At 68.4% G+C, this 19,460-nt stretch carries 17 protein-coding genes; 10 read left to right on the top strand and 7 right to left on the bottom strand.

The features are described from left to right. Positions 1–2: 2 nt before the first annotated feature. Both FB464_RS16315 and FB464_RS16320 read left to right on the top strand, forming a co-directional pair. Positions 3–794, top strand: coding sequence for an ATP-binding cassette domain-containing protein (locus tag FB464_RS16315; protein WP_116416098.1), 792 nt, complete (start codon positions 3–5; stop codon positions 792–794). Positions 795–799: 5 nt separating this feature from the next. Further along, positions 800–1,912 (top strand): transaldolase family protein, encoded by a 1,113-nt coding sequence (locus FB464_RS16320; protein WP_116416754.1) that lies wholly within the window; start codon positions 800–802, stop codon positions 1,910–1,912. Between the two features lie 56 nt (positions 1,913–1,968). On the opposite strand, the gene FB464_RS16325 is transcribed toward FB464_RS16320, so the two are convergent. Continuing rightward, entirely contained in the window at positions 1,969–2,730 is a 762-nt protein-coding gene (locus FB464_RS16325; protein ID WP_116416097.1) for a GntR family transcriptional regulator, read from the bottom strand. Between the two features lie 186 nt (positions 2,731–2,916). On the opposite strand from FB464_RS16325, the gene iolC reads away from it, so the two are divergent. The 7 genes from iolC to FB464_RS16360 all read left to right on the top strand — a co-directional run bounded on the left by iolC (position 2,917) and on the right by FB464_RS16360 (position 11,253). Next, a complete protein-coding gene (iolC, locus tag FB464_RS16330; protein WP_116416096.1) occupies positions 2,917–3,873 on the top strand; it encodes a 5-dehydro-2-deoxygluconokinase in 957 nt (318 codons plus the stop codon). 1 nt (position 3,874) lies between these two features. After that, on the top strand, positions 3,875–4,786 hold the full coding sequence (locus FB464_RS16335; RefSeq protein ID WP_170152002.1) for a class I fructose-bisphosphate aldolase: 912 nt from the start codon (positions 3,875–3,877) through the stop codon (positions 4,784–4,786). 82 nt (positions 4,787–4,868) lie between these two features. Further along, positions 4,869–6,413, top strand: coding sequence for a CoA-acylating methylmalonate-semialdehyde dehydrogenase (locus FB464_RS16340; RefSeq protein WP_116416095.1), 1,545 nt, complete (start codon positions 4,869–4,871; stop codon positions 6,411–6,413). A 67-nt stretch (positions 6,414–6,480) separates the two neighbouring features. Then, the gene (gene iolB / locus FB464_RS16345; protein WP_116416094.1) at positions 6,481–7,401 is read left to right on the top strand and encodes a 5-deoxy-glucuronate isomerase; all 921 of its coding nucleotides are present in this window, start codon (positions 6,481–6,483) and stop codon (positions 7,399–7,401) included. Continuing rightward, complete coding sequence (iolD, locus tag FB464_RS16350; RefSeq protein WP_116416093.1) at positions 7,398–9,308, top strand: 3D-(3,5/4)-trihydroxycyclohexane-1,2-dione acylhydrolase (decyclizing); 1,911 nt, start codon at positions 7,398–7,400, stop codon at positions 9,306–9,308. The genes iolB and iolD overlap by 4 nt, the downstream gene beginning before the upstream one ends. A gap of 51 nt (positions 9,309–9,359) precedes the next feature. Continuing rightward, positions 9,360–10,373 (top strand): Gfo/Idh/MocA family protein, encoded by a 1,014-nt coding sequence (locus tag FB464_RS16355; protein ID WP_116416092.1) that lies wholly within the window; start codon positions 9,360–9,362, stop codon positions 10,371–10,373. A 10-nt stretch (positions 10,374–10,383) separates the two neighbouring features. Further along, a complete protein-coding gene (locus FB464_RS16360; protein ID WP_116416091.1) occupies positions 10,384–11,253 on the top strand; it encodes a sugar phosphate isomerase/epimerase family protein in 870 nt (289 codons plus the stop codon). A gap of 55 nt (positions 11,254–11,308) precedes the next feature. Here FB464_RS16360 and FB464_RS16365 read toward each other — a convergent pair whose 3' ends face one another. The 6 genes from FB464_RS16365 to FB464_RS16390 all read right to left on the bottom strand — a co-directional run bounded on the left by FB464_RS16365 (position 11,309) and on the right by FB464_RS16390 (position 17,707). Continuing rightward, positions 11,309–12,370 carry a Gfo/Idh/MocA family protein gene (locus FB464_RS16365; RefSeq protein ID WP_116416090.1) on the bottom strand — a complete coding sequence of 354 codons (1,062 nt, stop codon included), beginning with the start codon at positions 12,368–12,370 and terminating at the stop codon, positions 11,309–11,311. Next, positions 12,370–13,389: a sugar phosphate isomerase/epimerase family protein gene (locus FB464_RS16370; RefSeq protein ID WP_116416089.1), complete on the bottom strand. Its 1,020-nt coding sequence runs from the start codon at positions 13,387–13,389 to the stop codon at positions 12,370–12,372. The genes FB464_RS16365 and FB464_RS16370 overlap by 1 nt, the downstream gene beginning before the upstream one ends. Before the next feature lie 50 nt (positions 13,390–13,439). Beyond that, positions 13,440–14,369: a sugar phosphate isomerase/epimerase family protein gene (locus tag FB464_RS16375; protein ID WP_116416088.1), complete on the bottom strand. Its 930-nt coding sequence runs from the start codon at positions 14,367–14,369 to the stop codon at positions 13,440–13,442. A gap of 57 nt (positions 14,370–14,426) precedes the next feature. Next, a complete protein-coding gene (locus FB464_RS16380) occupies positions 14,427–15,869 on the bottom strand; it encodes a sugar porter family MFS transporter (protein WP_246093109.1) in 1,443 nt (480 codons plus the stop codon). Positions 15,870–15,999: 130 nt separating this feature from the next. Next, positions 16,000–17,289, bottom strand: a complete 1,290-nt coding sequence (locus FB464_RS16385; protein ID WP_116416086.1) for an ATP-binding protein — start codon at positions 17,287–17,289, stop codon at positions 16,000–16,002. Between the two features lie 13 nt (positions 17,290–17,302). Then, complete coding sequence (locus FB464_RS16390; protein WP_116416085.1) at positions 17,303–17,707, bottom strand: DoxX family protein; 405 nt, start codon at positions 17,705–17,707, stop codon at positions 17,303–17,305. Between the two features lie 221 nt (positions 17,708–17,928). Between FB464_RS16390 and FB464_RS16395 the strand changes: the two genes are divergently transcribed. Further along, the gene (locus FB464_RS16395; protein ID WP_116416084.1) at positions 17,929–19,443 is read left to right on the top strand and encodes a SulP family inorganic anion transporter; all 1,515 of its coding nucleotides are present in this window, start codon (positions 17,929–17,931) and stop codon (positions 19,441–19,443) included. Positions 19,444–19,460 lie beyond the last annotated feature (17 nt).

Raw genomic sequence — 19,460 nt, forward strand, 5'->3', positions numbered from 1 at the left:
CCATGACCGAACCACTGCTCAAGCTCTCCAACGTCGGTAAGAGCTATGCGGGCACCGACGCCCTCGCTGACATCTCGCTGCAGGTGGAGCCCGGCAAGGTACTGTGCCTGCTCGGCGACAACGGCGCCGGCAAGTCGACCCTGATCAAGATCCTCTCGGGCTTCCACACGCCCACGACGGGCACCGTCGAGATCGGCGGCAAGCCCGTCGTCTTCCACAGCCCCCGGGATGCCAGCGCCAACGGCATTGCGACCGTGCACCAGTACGGCGGAACCTTCCCCCTGATGACCGTCGGCCGCTCGTTCTTCGTCGGCGTCGAGCCGACCAAGGGCTGGGGACCGTTCAAGCGGTTCGACAAGGCGAAGGCGAACGAGATCTCGGTGCGCGAGCTGAAGAGCCTCGGCATCACGCGTATCAACGACGGCAACCGCCTGGTCGGTGGTATGTCGGGTGGTGAGCGCCAGTCGCTCGCGATCGCCCGCGCCGTGTACTTCGGTGCGAAGCTGCTGATTCTGGATGAGCCGACCGCCGCCCTCGGTGTGAAGGAGGCCTCGCACGTGCTCCGCATCATCATGCAGGCCCGCAGAAAGGGCATTGCCGTGGTCTTCGTGACGCACAACGTGCTGCACGCGATGACCGTCGGCGACAACTTCTCGGTGCTGATCCACGGCCGGCTGGCCGACAGCTTCGCGAAGGGCGAGCGCACCCGCGAGCAGATCACCGACCTGATGGCCGGTGGCGAGGCGATGGCGGAGCTCGAAGCCGAGATCGCCCAATACGAACAGGAGGCGTGATCGCCATGACGACGATCACCGAGGCGCCGGCCCCGGCATCCACTGCCGACACCGACGTCGAGACGCTTCGTCTCGCCACCCGCTCCACCCCCACGGCCCTCTGGAACGACTCGGCCGACCCTGACGAACTGTCGCGGTCGATCGGTTTCGGTGCCGTCGGTGCCACCTGCAACCCGGTGATCGCGCTGGCCGCCATCCGTGCCCACATGGATGTCTGGGGCCCGCGCATCACGCAGCTCGCCGCTGAGCATCCCACCGCCGGCGAGTCGGAACTCGGCTGGAAGGTCGTGGAGGAACTCTCCGTTCAGGCCGCCGCCCAGCTGCACCCCGCGTTCGTCGCGAGTGGCGGGCGGAACGGTCGCCTGTCGATCCAGACGGATCCGCGGCTGCACCGTGACGCCGACGCCCTCGTCGAACAGGCCGTGCGGTTCAGCGGTCTCGCCGAGAACATCATCGTGAAGATCCCGGCGACCGAGCTCGGAATCCGCGCCATCGAAGAAGCCACGTTCCGCGGGGTGAGCATCAACGTGACGGTCTCGTTCACGGTGGCGCAGGCCGTCGAGGCGGCCGCGGCGATCGAACGCGGGCTCGACCGGCGCACCGCCGCAGGACTCGACGAGCGCGAGTTCGGTTCGGTGGTGACGCTGATGGGCGGGCGCCTCGACGACTGGCTGAAGACGTCGGTCGCACGGGACAGGATCCTGGTCGACCCCGGCTACCTCGAGTGGGCCGGTGTCGCTGCGCTGAAGAAGGCGCACGCGATCTTCACCGAGCGCGGGTACCGCTCCCGCGTGCTCTCTGCAGCATTCCGCAACCACATGCAGTGGTCGGAGCTGCAGGGCGGCGACCTCGTGGTCTCGCCCCCGTTCGACTGGCAGGCCCGCATCAACGAGAACAGGCTGCCCGTCGAGAACCGCATCGACGTGCCCGTCGATCCGCGGATCATCGAGACGCTGCTCGCGAAGGTGCCGGAGTTCCGTCGCGCCTACGAGGTCGACGGGCTGACGCCGGCCGAGTTCGACACCTTCGGGGCGACCCGGGTGACGCTCCGGCAGTTCCTCGACGCCGACGCCCAGCTCGATGCACTGGTGCGCGACATCCTCATCCCCGCAGCGTGATCACGGTGCAGCCCGGCACACGCGGCCGGGTTGCACCGTCCCGCTCGGGGCGGGGGTCATTTGGCGACGAGGGTCGTCTCGAAGCTGTACATGTCGGGGCGGTAGGAGTGGTGACCGTACTCGATGGCGCGACCCGAGCTGTCGAAAGCAACACGTTCCATGGTCAGCACGGGGCCGCCCTTGTCGATCTCGAGCAGTTCCGACTCCTCCCGGTGGGCGCGCCTCGCGCCGATCTTCTGCTGGGCGATGCGGATCGTGACGCCTCGACCACGGAGGATCTGGTAGAGCCCACGCTCCTCGAGCTGCTGGGTGGTGATGTCGGAGAACTCCGGCGGCAGGTAGTTCTCGAGCATCGCCACGGTCACGCCGTCGGTGCTGCGGGTGCGACGCATGTAGACCACGTCGGAGCCTGGTACGACGCCGAGGCTGGTGGCCACGACCTCGGTCGCCGGGCGCATCCCGTGCTCGATGACGTGGGTGCCCGGCTCGTGGTGGGCGCTCTGCAGGTCTTCGTAGAGACTCGTCAGTTCGACCTGCCGGGTGACTGTGCCCTGCACGACCTGGGTTCCGATGCCGCGGCGACGAACGAGCAGGCCTTTGTCGACGAGCTCCTGGATGGCCCGCCGCACGGTGGGGCGGGAGAGGCCGAGGCGCTGGCCGATCGCGATCTCGTTCTCGAGCCGCGCGCCGGGCTGAATGGCTCCGGAGCGGATGGCCGCCTCCAGTCGGCTGGAGACCTGGAAGTAGAGCGGGATCGGCCCGTTGCGGTCGAGATCGAGGAAGAGTTCCTCGGGCCAGACGGTCTCGTCGTTCGCCATTCCAGCTCCTTTGATCGGACATTCGCGACGTTACCGCATATTGTCGGAACAATATTACTCGGCGCGCACTTTGTCGTATCGAACATCGATCACAGCATTGACGAAATGGGACCTTGTGCTATTGTTAGGACATACCTACGGCAGCAATGCCGGCCCACCCTCGATCTGAGAGTTGTACACCGGAGTATGACGGACACACTTCTTTCCTACGACGTTCTGGCGATCGGCCGACTGGGTGTCGACATCTACCCGCTGCAGAGCGGTGTCGGCCTCGAAGACGTGCAGACGTTCGGCAAGTACCTCGGCGGCAGCGCGGCGAACGTCAGCGTGGCAGCCGCCCGCTACGACCACCGCGTCGCCCTGGTCTCCCGTGTCGGCGACGATCCGTTCGGCCGCTACCTCACCCGCGAGCTCGGCCGCCTCGGTGTCGACAGCCGGTACGTTCCCACCGATCCGAACCTGAAGACGCCGGTGACGTTCTGCGAGATCTTCCCGCCGGATGACTTCCCCCTCTACTTCTACCGCGAGCCGAAGGCTCCTGACCTGAACGTCGAGACCGACGACCTCGACATCGACGCCGTGCGCGCCGCCCGCGTCTTCTGGCTGACCGTCACCGGGCTCAGCCAGGAGCCGAGCCGTGCCGCGCACCACGCCGCCCTCACCGCCCGCGGTCGCGCCGAGCACACCGTGCTCGACCTCGACTACCGCCCGATGTTCTGGGAGACCCCGGCCGCGGCGACCGAGCAGGTCGCCTTCGCCCTCGAGCACGCCACGGTCGCCGTCGGCAACCGCGAAGAGTGCGAGGTGGCCGTCGGCGAGACGGAGCCGCTCCGCGCCGCCGACGCTCTGCTCGAACGCGGCGTCACGCTGGCGATCGTCAAGCAGGGCCCGAAGGGCGTGCTCGCGAAGACAGCCGACGAGACCGTCGAGGTTCCCCCGTACTTCGTCGACGTGGTCAACGGCCTCGGTGCCGGCGATGCGTTCGGCGGGGCGCTCTGCCACGGCCTGCTCGAAGGCTGGGGCCTCGAGCGCATCCTGAAATTCGCAAACGTGGCCGGGGCGCTCGTCGCCTCCCGGCGCGAATGCTCCACCGCGATGCCGACGACCGCTGAGGTCGACGCCATCCTTCTGACGGGAGTCTGACATGGGCACCGCCCTCAGCGAATCCGATTTCACCCGTCTCCGCGATCTGCGGGCCAGCCGGCCCGGTGCCATCGCCGACGCCCTGGCCGCGCGAACGCGCCGCGAAGTGCTGCGGGGTGATGGCCGGATCTTCATCGTCGCCGCCGATCATCCCGCCCGCGGAGCCCTCGCGGTCGGCACCGACCCCACCGCGATGGCGAACCGGTACGAGCTGCTCGACCGGCTCGCGATCGCGCTCAGCAGGCCCGGCGTCGACGGAGTGCTCGGCACTCCCGACATCATCGACGACCTCGCTGCTCTCGGCCTGCTCGACGACAAGATCATCGTCGGATCGATGAACCGCGGCGGTCTCCGCGGTGCTGCCTTCGAGATGGACGACCGCTACACCGGCTACGACGTGGCCTCGATGGCGGCGGCGGGCATCGACTTCGCCAAGACGCTCATCCGCGTGAACCTGGCGGATCCCGCGACCGCGCCCACTCTCGAAGCGACCGCCCGAGCTGTGACCGAGGCCGCAGCCGCAGGCCTGCCGATCATGCTGGAGCCGTTCATGAGCCGCTGGGTCGACGGCCGGATCGTCAACGACCTCACCGCCGACGATGTGATCCTCTCGCTCTCGATCGCAGCGGGGCTCGGCGCGAGCAGTGCCTATACCTGGATGAAGCTGCCCGTCGTTCCCGACATGGAACGGGTGATGGCGTCCACCACCATGCCCACCCTGCTGCTCGGCGGCGACTCGGGCGCAGACCCCGACGAGACCTTCGCCGCCTGGGAGGACGCGCTGACGCTTCCCGGCGTGCGCGGCCTGACCGTCGGCCGCACGCTGCTCTACCCGCCCGACGGTGACGTGGCCGCTGCGGTGGACACGGCGGCGCGCATGGTGCACCCGAGCGTGCTCTCCCGGGCATCCTGAACCGCCTGGCCCGCTACACCGCCTGAACCGCCCGGCTCGCTGAACCGCCTGACCCCCGAACCCCCGAATTGAGGAAGAACCCATGAGTACGATCGACCTGAACCCCGACACCACCACCGACGACGCCGTCACCGAACTGCCCACCGTGCCGCACTGGATCAACGGTGCCGCGTACCCCTCGACGAGCGGCCGGGTCGGCGATGTCTACGACCCCGCCCTCGGAGTCGTCACCAAGCACGTCGCGCTCGCCGACAAGGCCGAGATCGAAGCGGCGATCGCCAGTGCCGCCGCGGCCTTCCCCGCCTGGCGCGACACGTCGCTCGCGAAGCGCCAGACGATCATGTTCAAGTTCCGCCAGCTGCTCGACGACCGCAAGGGCGAGCTCGCCGAGATCATCACGAGCGAGCACGGCAAGGTCGTCAGCGACGCCCTCGGCGAGATCAGCCGCGGCCAGGAGGTCGCCGAGTTCGCGACGGGTCTCGCGCACCACCTGAAGGGCGAGTTCAGCGAGCAGGTCTCCACCGGCATCGACGTGTACTCCACCAAGCAGCCGCTCGGCGTGGTCGGCATCATCTCGCCGTTCAACTTCCCGGCCATGGTGCCGTCGTGGTTCTTCCCGATCGCGATCGCTGCGGGCAACGCTGTCGTGCTGAAGCCCAGCGAGAAGGACCCGTCGGCCGCCAACTGGCTCGCAGAGCTCTGGAAGGAGGCCGGTCTTCCCGACGGCATCTTCACCGTGCTGCACGGCGACAAGGAGGCGGTGGATGGCCTCCTCACCCACCCCGAAGTGAAGTCGATCTCGTTCGTCGGTTCCACGCCCATCGCGCGCTACGTCTACGAGACCGGAACCCAGCACGGCAAGCGCGTGCAGGCCCTCGGCGGGGCGAAGAACCACATGCTGGTGCTTCCGGATGCCGACCTCGACCTCGTGGCAGACGCCGCCATCAACTCGGGCTTCGGTTCGGCCGGTGAGCGCTGCATGGCGATCTCGGTCGTCGTGGCCGTCGAGCCGGTCGCCGACCCGCTGATCGCGAAGATCACCGAGCGCATGGCGAAGCTCCGCACGGGGGATGGCCGCCGCGGCTGCGACATGGGACCGCTCGTCACCAAGGTGCACCGCGACAAGGTCGCCTCCTACATCGAGATCGCCGAGGAAGACGGCGCGACGATCGTCGTCGACGGCCGCGATGTCGTGCCGGACGGGGACCCGAACGGCTTCTGGCTCGGCCCGACACTGATCGACAGCATGCCGACCTCCTCGCGGGCGTACACCGAGGAGATCTTCGGCCCGGTGCTCGCCATCGTGCGCGTCTCCACCTACGAAGAGGGCGTCAAGCTCATCAACGACGGTGCATTCGGCAATGGAACCGCGATCTTCACGAACGACGGGGGAGCGGCACGCCGCTTCCAGAACGAGATCCAGGTCGGCATGATCGGCATCAACGTGCCGATCCCCGTGCCGGTCGCGACGTTCTCGTTCGGTGGCTGGAAGGCCTCCCTGTTCGGTGACACCAAAGCACACGGCGCCGAAGGTGTGCGATTCTTCACCCAGCAGAAGGCGATCACCAGCCGCTGGCTCGACCCGAGCCATGGCGGCATCAACCTCGGGTTCCCGCAGAACGACTAGCACGAGTCACCCGCACCACCGCAAAGCACCACCGCCTTCAGCACCACCGCCTTCCCAGGAGCAGCAGATGACCGACCAACGATGGTTCCACCGCCGCGGCACGCTCGCGCAGGGCGGCTGGCAGAGCGTCGTCGACGCCTCCACTCCGGGCTGGGCGCACACGGGCATCCGTGTCGCCGAGCTCGGGGAGGGCGGTGTGCCGAGCCTCGATCTCGCCGAGACGGGGATCGAGCGCATCGTCGTTCCCCTGGCGGGCTCATTCACGGTGACATATTCCGAGAACGGAATGGATGAGGTGGTCGAGCTCGCGGGGCGGCCGACGGTCTTCGACGGCCCCACCGATGTGCTGTACCTGTCGGCCGCGGCCACCGCGACCATCTGGGGAACCGGGCGGGTCGCCGTGGCGACCTCGCCGACCACGGAGCTCCACCCGACACGGCACATTCCGGCGTCGGACACTCCCGTCGAGTTGCGGGGGGCCGCGGCATCCAGTCGCCAGGTGCACAACTTCGGCACCCCTGCGGCTCTGGATGCGGCCCGGCTGATCGTCTGCGAAGTCATCACGCCGGCCGAGAACTGGTCGTCGTACCCGCCGCACAAGCACGACGAACACGTGCCCGGCCACGAGTCGCGGCTCGAGGAGATCTACTACTTCGAGTCGGCGCCGGCGCGGAACGGCAACGCTGCACCCACGCCGGAAGCCTCCTTCGGCATGTTCAGCACCTACTCGTCGCCCGCCGGAGCAATCGAGATCGACGCCCGGGTGCAGACCGGCGACATCGCCCTGGTGCCCTACGGCTACCACGGCCCGGCCGTGGCAGCCCCGGGCTACGACCTCTACTACCTGAACGTCATGGCCGGACCCGATGCCGAACGCATCTGGCTGATCAGCGACGATCCCGCCCACGCCTGGGTACGCACCACCTGGGAGGGCCAGGCGGTCGACGCCCGCCTTCCCTACACGAACCAGAAGGACCAGACCTCATGACCACCAAGCGCATGACCGTGAGCCAGGCACTGGTCGAGTTCCTCGGCCACCAGTACACCGTCGACGGCGACATCAGGGAACGCACGATCCCCGGGATGTTCGGCATCTTCGGCCACGGCAACGTCGCCGGCATCGGGCAGGCGCTGAAGCAGTTCAACGTCGACCAGCCCGACCTGATGCCCTATTACCAGGCGCGGAACGAGCAGGCGATGGTGCACCAGTCTGTGGGCTACGCGCGGATGCACCGCCGCCGGGCGACGTTCGCGTCAGCTGCCTCGGTGGGGCCGGGCGCGGCGAATATGCTGACCGGTGCAGCCCTGGCGACGGCGAACCGGATGCCCGCCCTGCTGCTCCCGAGCGACACCTTCGCCACGCGCGTGGCCGACCCGGTGCTGCAGCAGCTCGAACTGCCGCACGACATCGGCATCACGGTGAACGACGCGTTCCGCCCGCTCTCGCGGTTCTTCGACCGCGTGCAGCGGCCCGAGCAGCTCTACTCCATCGCCCTCGCAGCGATGCGCGTGCTGACCGACCCCGCAGAGACCGGGGCGGTCACGATAGCCCTCCCCGAAGACGTGCAGGCCGAGGCCGTGGATGTTCCGCTGGAGTTCCTGCAGGACCGCGAGTGGCACATCCGTCGACCGCTCCCCGAGCGTGCAGCCCTCGCCCGTGCCGTCGCGGCGATCCGCGCGGCGAAGCGACCGCTGATCGTGGCCGGCGGCGGCGTGCTCTACTCGAGCGCCGAGGGCGCGCTCCGTGCCTTCGTGGAGGCCACGGGCATCCCGGTCGGCACTTCGCAGGCCGGCGGCGGCGTGCTCGACTGGGACCACCCGCAGAACCTCGGCGGCATCGGCGCGACGGGAACCCTCGCCGCCAACCGCATCGCCGCGGAGGCCGACCTGATCATCGGCATCGGCACACGCTACAGCGACTTCACCACGGCCTCACGCACGGCCTTCCAGAACCCGGGCGTGCAGTTCGTGAACATCAACGTGGCCTCGTTCGACGCCTACAAGCACGGCACGCAGCTGCCGGTCGTGGCGGATGCCCGGGAGACCCTCGAAGCGCTCTCGACGTCGCTCGGCGACCTCCGCGTCGACCCCGCGTACGCCGAGCGCATCCGTTCGGAGAAGGCCGCGTGGGACGCGTCGGTCGACGATGCCTTCGCGCCGTCGGGGCTCGCCCTGCCCGGCCAGACCGAGATCATCGGCGTCGTCCAGTCGTCGAGCGATCCCGAAGACGTCATCGTGCAGGCCGCCGGATCACTGCCCGGGGACCTCCACAAGCTCTGGCGCACTCGCGACCCGCTCGGTTACCACGTCGAATATGCCTTCTCGTGCATGGGTTACGAGATCGCCGGCGGGCTCGGCGCGAAGCGCGGCGCCCTCGCCGACGGCTCCGACCGCGACGTCATCGTGATGGTCGGAGACGGTTCGTACCTCATGCTGAACACCGAACTCGTCACGGCCGTCGCCGAGGGCATCAAGGTCATCGTCGTGCTCATCCAGAACCACGGTTACGCCTCGATCGGTCACCTGTCGGAGACGGTCGGTTCCGAGCGTTTCGGCACGTGGTACCGGGAATACGACGGGGCGGCGAAGAACTTCCAGGGAGAACAGATCCTGCCCGTCGACCTCGCGATGAATGCGCGGAGCTACGGCCTCGACGTCATCGAAGTCGAGCCGGGTGCCGGCGCGATCGACGACCTGCGGGCTGCCATGGCGGTGGCGAAGGCGTCGGAGCGTTCCACGTTCATCCACATCAACAGCGACCCCCTGCTCTACTCGCCTGACGGCGCGGGCTGGTGGGATGTGCCCGTCGCCGAGGTCTCGACGATCGAGAGCACGCGGGCCGCCCGGGTCGACTATCTCGAAAGCCAGTCGCACCAGAAGCCGCTGCTGGGCTGACCTTCCCACTCTTCACAGAACAACGACCACAACCTCACAGGAGAAAAAGACATGACTGAAGATCTGCGCGTCGGCGTCGTCGGCGCCGGCCTCATGGGAGCCGACCACATCGCCCGAATCACGAACCGCACGAGCGGAGCCATCGTCTCGGCCATCGTCGAGCCCGACGCGGGCCGCGCTGCTGCGGCAGCCGCGAACGCTCCGGGTGCGCTCACGTTCACGCGCATCGAGGACGCCATCGCCGCCGATGCCGTCGACGCTGTGCTGATCGCGACACCCGGCCAGTTCCACGAGCCGGTGCTCGTGCCCGCGCTCGAGGCGAAGCTGCCGATCCTCTGCGAGAAGCCGCTCACCCCCGACTCCGCCACGTCGTGGAAGATCCTCGAACTCGAGCAGAAGCTCGACCGGCCGCACATCCAGGTCGGCTTCATGCGCCGCTTCGACGCGGAATACCAGAAGCTCCGCGAACTCATCACCTCGGGCGACGCCGGCGAACTGCTGATGCTGCGCGCCGTGCACCGCAACCCGTCTGTCGGCGACAGCTACACGCAGTCCATGCTGATCACCGACTCCGTCGTGCACGAGTTCGACGTCGTGCCGTGGCTCGCCGGCTCCGGAGTCAAGACCGTCGAGGTGAAGTACCCCCGCCGCAACGACCTCTCGCCCGAGCACCTGCGGGAGCCGATCCTCGTGCTGATGGAACTCGAGAACGGCGTCTTCGTCGACGTGGAGATGAACGTCAGCATCCAGTTCGGCTACCAGGTCGCCACCGAGGCCGTGTTCCAGAAGGGTCTCGCCCGCATCGGCCAGCCCTCGGGCCTCCAGACCTGGAAGGACGGAAAGTTCGAGGTCGCCGAGCACACCAGCTTCGTCACCCGTTTCGCCTCGGCCTACGACGTGCAGGTGCAGCGCTGGGTCGACGCGGTTCGCGCCGGTACGCTCGTCGACGGGCCGAACTCGTGGGACGGCTACCGCGTCGCCCTCGCCTGCGAGGCCGGCGTGAAGGCCCTCGACGGTGGCATCATCTCGGTCGAAGCCCCCGAACGCCCCGCGTTCTACGCGTAAGGAGCCAGCCATGGTGCGCATCGCCCTCGACCCCACCCCCTACCACCACGACTTCGGGCTGCTCGAGTTCCCCGACATCGCGGCGCGGCTCGGCTATGAGCACCTGCAGCTGACGCCGCACGTCGACTTCACGCCGTTCTTCCGGTACCCGAAGGCCGACGATGCGCTGGTGCGTGCGCTTGCCAAGCGGGCCTCGGACGCCGGGGTCACATTCCCGGCGATCCTGCCGGTGCAGCGTCTCTCCTCGCCCGACGAGCAGCTCAGGCTGACCGCGGTCAAGAACTTCCACCGCGTCATCCAACTCGCCGTGCAGCTGGAGATCCCGGTGATCAACACCGAGTTCTCGGGCCGGCCCGAGCTGGCCGAGGAGTCGGAGGCGGCGTTCTACCGGTCGATGGATGACCTGCTGCCCCTCCTCGAATCGGAGGGGCTGCGGATCAACTTCGATCCGCACCCCGACGACTTCGTCGAAGACGGGCTGGAGGCGTGGCGGGTGCTCCGCGGGCTCAACTCCCCGGCCGTGGGCTTCGTGTACGTGGCCTCGCACACCTTCCACTACGGCGACCGGGCGGCCACGCTCATCCCGGAGCTCGGTGACCGCCTGGCCACCGTCTACGCAGCCGACACCTTCGACCACCACCGTTCGCACGGGCTGCGCTACATCTCGAACCCGCCCGGCAACACGGCACGTGTACACCAGCACCTGCGGATCGGCGACGGCGACGTCGACTTCGAGGCGCTCTTCGCCCTGCTCGGCACCTCGGGCTTCCTCGACCGCCCCGACTCCCTGATCGTGTCGAACGTCTTCGCCGAAGACGAGGCCGCCGACGAGGTCTCGCGCTTCCAGCTGCAGCGCCTGCGGGAGCTCGCCGGCCTCTGATCGCCCGGTGCGGGTGCGCCGCACCTCGTCCTGCGAGCGGGGGCGGGGTGGGTGGTCAGGGGAGGGGGAGGGTGACCGAGCGGCCCTCCGTGGCGCTCTGGCGCGCGGCATCCAGGATCTCGAGGGTGTGGAGGGCCTCAGTGAGCAACACCGGGGGCGGGCCTTCCCCGCGTACGGCCGCGAGCAGCTGCACGTAGTACTGCGTGTAGTCGCCCGCAGCGGAGGGGATGCTGCGGGGGCCTGCGGCGGTGCGGAGGGTGCCCCAGCGTGCGGGCTCCTCGACGCCCCAACCCGATCCGTGGGTCGCGGGGCGGAGTCCGCTGAAGAGCTGGCGCACCTGCACGTCGGTCATCGCTGAGACGTAGGAGCCGGCGCTGCCATAGGCGAGGATCTCGCGCTCGTGCAGGTGGTTGAGCTTGCTCGACGAGACGGTCGTGTAGACGCCGTTGGCGTGGTGGAGGTTGACGACGAAGCCGCAGTCGACCTCGACGCCATCGATGCGGGTGAGGTCGAGGTGAGCGTCCACGCGGGCGACGGGGCCGAAGAGGTGCGTCATCTGGTCGACGAGGTGGGCTCCGAGGTCGCGGAGCAGCCCGTGGGCGGGCCCGGTCTCCAGGGTGGCGGGGTCGTCGAGATCGAAGCGGGAGTTGACACGCCAGACGTCACCGAGCCCGCCTTCAGTGATGAGGGCTCTGAGGGTCACGATGTCGGTGTCGAGGCGCCTGTTGTGGAAGACGGTGAGGATGCGGCCCGACCGGGCAGCGGCGTCGGCCAGCAGCCGTCCCGCCGCGGCATCCGGGGCGAACGGTTTGTCGGCGACGGTGTGCACGCCGCGCTCCAGGGCCCGGAGCACGAGGTCCTGGCGCGTCTCCGGGGGAGTGGTGATGACGACGGCGTCGACCCCGGCATCGAGCAGGGCGTCGAGCGAGTCGAAGGCGGGGACGCCGGGAGCTTCGGTCGCGAGCAGGGCCCGCCGGTCATCCGATCGTGTGACGACGCCGGTGAGCTCCCAGCCGGGCACGGCCTGGATGAACGGGGTGTGGAAGAAGTGGCCGCCGGCGCCGTAACCGACGACACCGATGCGGCGGCGGTCGGCCGCGCCTATCCGGTCGCCCATCAGGCGGACCCGACCAACGAGGCGCTGAGCGCCGCATCCGCCTCGAGCAGCACGGCGGAGGCCACCTCGAGCCCTTCGATGCGGCCGAGCGAGACGTCTTCGTGCTCGATGTTCACGAGCATGTCGGGGTCGACCTCGTGGAGGGCCCGCAGGAACTCGGTCCAGTAGGCGACGTCATGGCCGCGGCCGAGCGCGACGAAGTCCCACGCGGCATCCTTCGGCCACTCGTTGGCCCACTCGTCGCCGCCCAGGTTGGTACGCGGTTCGTCGGGGGAGAGCCGGCGGAACCGGTTGTCGAGCACGCCGTAGAGCGCCGCCGCCGCGGTGTTGATGCGCACGTCTTTGGCTGCCGCGTGGAAGATGAGGGGGCCGAGATGGCGGATGACCGCGACGGGATCCATCTGCTGCCAGAAGAGGTGGGAGGCATCCAGTTCCACGCCGAGGTTTGTGGCGCCGGTGAGGTCGACGAGCTTCACGATGTCGGCCGCGTTGAAGACGAGGTTCTGTGGGTGAAGTTCGAGGGCGACCTTCACGTCGTGGTCGGCGGCGAGGCGGTCGGTCTCCCGCCAGAAGTCGGCGGCGATCCGCCACTGGTGGTCAAGTACGTCGAGGGCGGCCGAGTTCCAGGCGTTCACGATCCAGCTCGGTTGAGTGACGCCGGGTTCGCCGCCGGGCAGGCCCGACATGGTGACGACGCGGTGCTGGCCGAGACGTTCGGCCAGTCGGATGCTGCGGCGCACGTCTTCGGCGTGCCTGTCGCCGATCGCGGCTGTGGGGTGCAGCGGGTTTCCGTTGCAGTTTAGCCCGGCGATGCTGACCCCGGTGCCCTCGAACAGCCCGAGGAAGTCGTCACGTGCAGTGTCGGAGACGAGGATGTCGTCGAAGGTCGGGATGTGCGTGGCGGGGAGGAATCCGCCGGAGTTCAGCTCGATGCCGGTGAGGCCGAGCCCCGCAATGACCGTGATCGCCTCGGGCAGGGTGCGGTCGTGCAGGATCGCGTTGTAGACACCGAGCTTCATCTTCAGTTCTCCTTCGATGGCGACGAGGTACCCGTCAGTTCTTGTGCCGGTCAGTGGATGCGCGCGTGCGAGGTGCAGCTGAAGATGTTCTCGCGGGTGCGCGTCGCGATGCCGAGCGGCAGATCGATGTCGGTGCCGTACATGTCCTGCTCGACGATGCCGAAGATCGAGGAGTCGAGGGCTGCGACGGCATCGATGATCGGGCCGAGCTCGGGCACGCCGGCATCCGTGCTGCCCGGCTCGCACATGATGCCCTCGGTGACGGCTGTGGCGAACGGCACGTCGTTCTTCAGCACGTCGAAGAGCAGTGACGTGTCGACCTGCTTGAGGTGCAGGTAGCCGATCCGCTCGGGGTAGGCCGCGATGAGCTTCAGGTTGTCGCCGCCGTAGTAGGAGAAGTGGCCGGTGTCGAGGCAGAGGTTCGTGAACGCGGCATCCGTCTCGTGCAGGAAACGCTCGACCTCCTTGTAGGTGCCCACGTGGCTGTCGGCGTGCGAGTGGAACTGCTGCTTCACGCCGAATTCCTCCAGCAACGCCTTTCCGAGCTTGTCGTGGCCCGCGGCGAGCTTCTTCCAGTGCTCGTCGTCGAGGGTGCGCGCCTCGAGCACTTCGCTCGTCGAATCGCTCCGCCAGAGATCGGGGATGACGACCAGGTGCTCGGCGCCGAGTTTCGTAGCGAGCCCTGCCACCTCGAGAGCCTGGTCCCAGGCGCGCTTCCACTGGTCCTCGCCCTTGTGGAATCCCGTGAACACGGTGCCGGCCGAGAGCTTCAGCCCGCGGGACTCGAGCTCGTCCTGCAGCTGGTTCGGGTCGGTCGGCAGGTAGCCGTAGGGTCCGAGCTCGATCCACGAGTAGCCGGCCTTCTGCACCTCGTCGAGGAAACGCGGCCACGGGATCTGGCCCGGGTCGTTCGGGAACCACACCCCCCAGGAGTCAGGGGCGGTTCCGATGCGGATGCTGTGGGTGGATGAATCGGTCATGGCAGTGCTGCTCCTTCGAAGCAAGGGTGTGAGAGGGGGCGAATCGGGCTGCGCGGTTCAGCGCCGGGATTTGGCGAGGGCCGCGTTCACCTGGATGGTCGAGATGGCCTGCGTGCGGAAATCGTTCTCGATCTCCTCCAGGGAGCGACCCTTCGTCTCGGGCACGGTGCGAGCGACGAAGACGAGCGAGATCAGGTTGATCAGCACGAACAGCGCGAAAGTACCGGTGGAGCCGAGCGCCTCGTTCACGATCGGGAACAGGAACGAGATCGCGGCGTTGACGGTCCACAGCACGAAGACGGCGATCCCCATCGCGAAACCGCGGATGGCCAGCGGGAAGATCTCCGACAGCAGCAGCCAGACGCAGGTGCCGATGAAGCACTGCACGAAGGCGACGAACAGCATCATGCAGGCGAGGATCAGGTAGCTCGTGGCATCCGACTGCGGCAGGGTGAACGTGATGGCGAGCAGGGCCTGCGCGGCGACGACGCCGGAGAACCCGATGATCAGCATCTTCTTGCGCCCCACGAAACCGAGCAGCCAGATGCCGAGGATGGTCGTGACGACGCTCGTCGCACCGACACCGATGGTGGCGACCAGCGATGCGCTCACCCCGAGCCCGCTGGACTCCAGGATCGTCGGCGCGTAGTAGTTCACGGTGTTGATGCCGGTCGCCTGTTGCACGATCGCGAGGCCGCAGCCCACGTAGAGCAGGCGCCTCATCCAGCGGTTGGCCTTGAGGTCGCGCCAGGCCTGGCCGCGCTCCTGCGAGGCGTTCTTCGTGCTGGTGACGATCTCGTCGTAGTCGTGCTTCGCCTCGGAGCCCGTGCGGCTCAGTTCGAGGATCTCGCGGGCCCGGTCGAAACGACCCTTGATGGCGAGGAACCGCGGTGATTCGGGCAGGACGAGCATTCCGATCAGCAGGGCGAGCGCGGGGATCGTCGCGACACCCAGCATGACGCGCCAGACCGAGGGGTCGTGGATGAGTGCATCGAGCGCGGCGTTGATGGCGAACGCCAGCATCTGGCCGGTCACGATCATGAGTTCGTTGATCGTCACCATGCGACCGCGGAGGTGCGTGGGCGCCATCTCGGCCAGGTACAGCGGGCAGGTCACGGCCGCGGCCCCCACCCCGAGGCCCAGCACGATGCGGGCGATGATCATCACGGCAACGGTCGGCGCGAGCGCGCAGCCGATGGCACCGATGAAGAAGGTGATGGCGCAGGCGATGAGGGTGCCGCGTCGGCCGATCCGGTCGGCGAGCCGGCCACCGATCAGGGCGCCGCCGGCGGCGCCGGGGAAGAGCAGGGCGCTCACGACGAGCGCCTCCTCGACCGAGTTCATCTGCAGGGCATCCTTCATGTAGAGGAGCGCGCCCGAGATGACCCCGGTGTCATAGCCGAAGAGCAGGCCGCCGAGGGTCGAGATGATGGTGAGTTTGACGAGATAGCCGCGGTGTGCGCCGCCGGCTCGCTGCGAGCCGAGTGAAGCCGAAGTCACGTGATGAACCTCTCCGTTGAGATGAACCGGACCGAGAATCGGTCTCCTCATAAGTTCTAATGTAATGACATAGTAACCCACGAGGTGCGGGAGAGGTCAAGCGGGCGGTCGGTTCGGCCCGGGTAGTGGCTCAGAGCCTCGCGATCCGGTCGATGTCCTCGAGGAACGCTGCCGCGACATCCGCTGACACCGTCGCCCGGGTCTCGCCGATGGCGTGCAGGTAGTCGGCGGTCTGCGGGCCCGACGCGCGAGGCGCGCCATCCTGCTCGGGGTAGAGCGCCGCCTCGAGCGCACGCTGGGAGGCCTTCCGCGCCGCGTACTCGATGTCGGCGGGGGAGAAGCCCTCGGTGCGGGCGACCAGCGCTGCCAGGTCGACGCCGTCGAGGGACTGCGCCGGGATGTAGCGTGCCCAGATCGACGCCCGGGCATCCTCGTCGGGCAGACCGATGGGAATCACATAGTCGAAGCGGCCGTGCCGGAGGAAGGCGGTGTCGAGCGAGCGGATGAAGTTCGTGGCGCACACCAGCAGGCGGTTCGGCTGGTCGCGGAAGGTCGGGATGATCTTCAGCAGTTCGTTCGTCACGCCCTGCATCGCCGACGGCGGCTCGCCGCCCCGCTGCACGGCGATCTCCTCGACCTCGTCGATGAACACCACGGCGTGCTCGAGGTCGGCGATCTTCGTGAACGTCTCTCGGAGGGCGCCGGCGAGGCCCGCCGGATCGCTCGCCAACCGGGACGGGAACACCTCGACGAACGACCACTCGAGCCGCGAGGCGATCGCCCGGGCGAAAGTCGTCTTGCCGGTGCCGGGAGGGCCGAAGAGCACCACCGCGCTCGGCGGTTGCACGCCGAACTGGTCGGCGAGATCACTGTTTGCGAGTGGCATCACCAGCCGGCGTTCGAGCAGCTCCTTCTCCTTCGCCATGCCGCCGATCGAGGTCCAGAGCCCGCGCGGCAGGATCCGTCCGCCCAGTTCGCTGAGGGCGCTGAGCTCGTTCCTCTGAACCGGGATGCGGCGTTCGAGATAGCGGAGGTTCTTCTTCGTCTCGAAGCCCTGCTCGCTGAACGCGCCCACCCGCACGGCTGTCTCAGGCAGCAGCACAGACAGCTTCGACAGGCCGAGCGGCGCCATGCGCTTCTCGAGGGCGGCAAGGAGCGTGCCGCCGATGCCCCGGCGCTGGTGCTTCTCGGCCGTGGCGAGGAACACGATCCAGCCTTGGGCGTGCGCGGCTCGGCCGACGGCTGCACCGATCACCACGTCGTCGACGACGGCGACCACGGCATGGTCCTGCTGGCACGAGGCCAACACCTCGGGCAGGCTGTAGACCGGTTCGGTCTGGGCTAGCCGCATCTCCTCCCAGAGGTGCAGGATGCGGTCGATGTCGTCGGGCTGGAAGTCGCGGATGCGCACCGTGGTCATGGCGGGAGGCCCGTCAGGCCCGGGTGCGCGTCGACCAGAGCGCGACCGCGATGAGGAGCGGCTGGAAGACCAGGCGGATGGCGCGCTTCCGGTCAGTGTCGAGCCCGAAGGCGTCGCGGTGGTGCACGAGCTGGGCGATGTTGCCCGGGAACACTGCGGCGAAGAACGCGGCCGCGATGCCGCCGACGGTTCGGCGGGCGCTGCCCCGCGTCACGAGGAGGGCGGCGCCGAGGCCGATCTCGACGACGCCGGAGGCCAGCACGGTGGTGTCGGTCTTCAGCGGCACGAAATCAGGCACCTGCGCGCGGAAGTCGTCGCGGGCGAAGGTGAGGTGGCTGGCGCCCGCGAAGACGAGCGCACCGCCGAGCAGGAGGCGGGCGATGGTGCGTGCGGGGGAAGTCGACGATGAGCGGGCCATCGCGCCATCCTATCGACGCGGCTTCGCAGTCGTCACCCTCCCGGTCGCCGGGCCGCGGGATGCCGACCTCGTCGTCGTGTCGGATGGTGCGGAGGGACATGCTTGACTTCTCTGCGAGCTCACCGATCCGCGTCATCATGGATGTTCGCAGAACGGTGCGCCGTCTCAGTGCCCACCGGCGCCCCGGCCTTCGAGGCGGGTGCCCACCTCCGAAGGACCTCATGCCCCCCGCCAGTGCACCGAAATCCGCCGCGACGCCGGGGCTCCCCGCGACGTTCGGCGTGCGCGACGTCCTGCGCTCGCCCAGGCTGCTCACCCGTGAGGCGCTCGCGGGCATCGTCACCACGCTCGCGCTGGTACCCGAGGTCATCTCGTTCTCGGTCATCGCCGGCGTCGACCCGCTCGTCAGCCTCGTCTCCTCGATCGTGCTCGTGCTGACGATGACGTTCCTCGGCGGTCGCCCCGCGATGGTCACCGCCGCAGCCGGATCCGTCGCCCTCGTCGTGGCGCCGCTGGTGCACGAACACGGCACGCAGTACGTGCTCCCGGCGGTCATCCTCGCCGGCATCGTGCAGATCGTCTTCGGGCTCACCGGTCTCGCGCGGCTGATGCGGTTCATCCCGCGCTCGGTCATGATCGGGTTCGTGAACGCCCTGGGCATCCTCATCTTCGTGGCGCAGGTGCCGCACCTCATCGACGTGCCGTGGATCGTCTACCCGCTGTTCGCGGTGACGGTGGCGATCATCCTGGTGCTGCCGCGGTTCACGAAGGCGGTTCCGGCGCCGCTGGTCGCGATCGTTGTCGTCACGGCCCTGGTCGTGGCGGCTGGGCTGATGGTTCCGGATGTCGCGGACGAGGGCCCCCTCACCGGCGGGTTGCCCGGCCTCACCCCCTTTCTCGTTCCGCTGAACCTCGAGACGGTGCAGATCATCTGGCCGACAGCGCTCAGCGTGGCGTTCGTCGGGCTCATGGAGACCCTGCTCACCGCGAAACTCGTCGACGAGCTCACCGACACGCCCTCCCACAAGGGTCGCGAGTCCTGGGCGCTCGGGGTGGCGAACATCGCGGCCGGTTTCTATGGCGGCATCGCCGGCTGCGCCATGATCGGCCAGACCATCGTGAACGTGAAGATCGGCCGGGCCCGCACGAGGGTCTCGACGTTTTTCGCAGGCCTTGTGCTGCTCGCGCTCGTCACCGGGCTGAGCGGCGTGATGGGGCGCATCCCGATGGTGGCGCTCGCCGCGGTGATGATGATCGTAGCGATCACGACGGTCGACTGGCACAGCGTGAGGCCGTCGACGCTCCGGCGGATGCCCGTTCCCGAGACCCTCGTGATGGTCGTGACCGTCGTGGTGGTGGTCGCCACCGGCAACCTCGCGATCGGCGTGATCGTCGGGGTGGTGCTCGCGATGGTCCTCTTCGCACGGCGGGTCGCGCACGTCATCCGTGTGGAGCGCCTTGTCGCGGACGACGGGCTGTCGGTGCACTACGTCATCGACGGGCCGCTCTTCTTCCGCAGCAGCAACGACCTCGTCGACCGGTTCTCGTACGCCGACGATCCGCCCGTGGCGACGCTCGACTTCAGCCGGGCGCAGGTCTGGGACGCCTCCAGCGTCGCCGCGCTCGACTCGATCGAGACGAAGTTCGCCGCCCACAGCGTGGCCGTCACCATCAGCGGCCTCGACGACCGCAGCGCGCGGATGCACCGCCGCCTCACCGGCACCCTCGGCGCCTGACCTCCAGCCCCGTCCCT

This window comes from Subtercola boreus (assembly GCF_006716115.1).
Classification (GTDB): domain Bacteria; phylum Actinomycetota; class Actinomycetes; order Actinomycetales; family Microbacteriaceae; genus Subtercola; species Subtercola boreus.

Bases quoted from the DNA above. Each gene is read 5' to 3' on its own strand.
- FB464_RS16320 (WP_116416754.1), top strand. From the start codon at position 800: ATGACGACGATCACCGAGGCGCCGGCCCCGGCATCCACTGCCGACACC.
- FB464_RS16395 (WP_116416084.1), top strand. From the start codon at position 17,929: ATGCCCCCCGCCAGTGCACCGAAATCCGCCGCGACGCCGGGGCTCCCC.
- FB464_RS16355 (WP_116416092.1), top strand. From the start codon at position 9,360: ATGACTGAAGATCTGCGCGTCGGCGTCGTCGGCGCCGGCCTCATGGGA.
- FB464_RS16315 (WP_116416098.1), top strand. From the start codon at position 3: ATGACCGAACCACTGCTCAAGCTCTCCAACGTCGGTAAGAGCTATGCG.
- FB464_RS16325 (WP_116416097.1), bottom strand. From the start codon at position 2,730: ATGGCGAACGACGAGACCGTCTGGCCCGAGGAACTCTTCCTCGATCTC.
- FB464_RS16385 (WP_116416086.1), bottom strand. From the start codon at position 17,289: ATGACCACGGTGCGCATCCGCGACTTCCAGCCCGACGACATCGACCGC.
- FB464_RS16390 (WP_116416085.1), bottom strand. From the start codon at position 17,707: ATGGCCCGCTCATCGTCGACTTCCCCCGCACGCACCATCGCCCGCCTC.
- FB464_RS16340 (WP_116416095.1), top strand. From the start codon at position 4,869: ATGAGTACGATCGACCTGAACCCCGACACCACCACCGACGACGCCGTC.
- iolC (WP_116416096.1), top strand. From the start codon at position 2,917: ATGACGGACACACTTCTTTCCTACGACGTTCTGGCGATCGGCCGACTG.
- FB464_RS16335 (WP_170152002.1), top strand. From the start codon at position 3,875: ATGGGCACCGCCCTCAGCGAATCCGATTTCACCCGTCTCCGCGATCTG.
- iolD (WP_116416093.1), top strand. From the start codon at position 7,398: ATGACCACCAAGCGCATGACCGTGAGCCAGGCACTGGTCGAGTTCCTC.
- FB464_RS16375 (WP_116416088.1), bottom strand. From the start codon at position 14,369: ATGACCGATTCATCCACCCACAGCATCCGCATCGGAACCGCCCCTGAC.
- FB464_RS16360 (WP_116416091.1), top strand. From the start codon at position 10,384: ATGGTGCGCATCGCCCTCGACCCCACCCCCTACCACCACGACTTCGGG.
- FB464_RS16370 (WP_116416089.1), bottom strand. From the start codon at position 13,389: ATGAAGCTCGGTGTCTACAACGCGATCCTGCACGACCGCACCCTGCCC.
- FB464_RS16365 (WP_116416090.1), bottom strand. From the start codon at position 12,370: ATGGGCGACCGGATAGGCGCGGCCGACCGCCGCCGCATCGGTGTCGTC.
- iolB (WP_116416094.1), top strand. From the start codon at position 6,481: ATGACCGACCAACGATGGTTCCACCGCCGCGGCACGCTCGCGCAGGGC.